Consider the following 251-nt stretch of genomic DNA (forward strand, 5'->3'; position numbering starts at 1 on the left):
TAGGTTTCAATTTTTGTACATTTGCTAACGTTTGTTCATCCGTATTTAGACGATTTTAAGTAAGAATGTGAGTCTGGTCGCCGTATTATCATACAGTATACTCGCTATGGCACTCTTGTGTTTGCAACCTTCCAAGCAATTGGTATTGCGTCGGGGTTTCCGAGTATTATTCCTGTTCTGGTACATAATCCGGGTATGGGTTTCTACTTTGTTGCGGTCGTAAGTTTTGTCACCGGTAGCATGTTCCTGAT

General features: G+C 41.0%; 1 pseudogene. It reads left to right on the forward strand.

Going from position 1 to position 251, the window contains the following annotated elements:
• Positions 1–6: 6 nt before the first annotated feature.
• Positions 7–251: pseudogene (gene secY / locus ACYP03_RS27210) on the forward strand (preprotein translocase subunit SecY); the annotation flags it as partial.

The organism is Photobacterium sp. R1 (genome assembly GCF_054600795.1).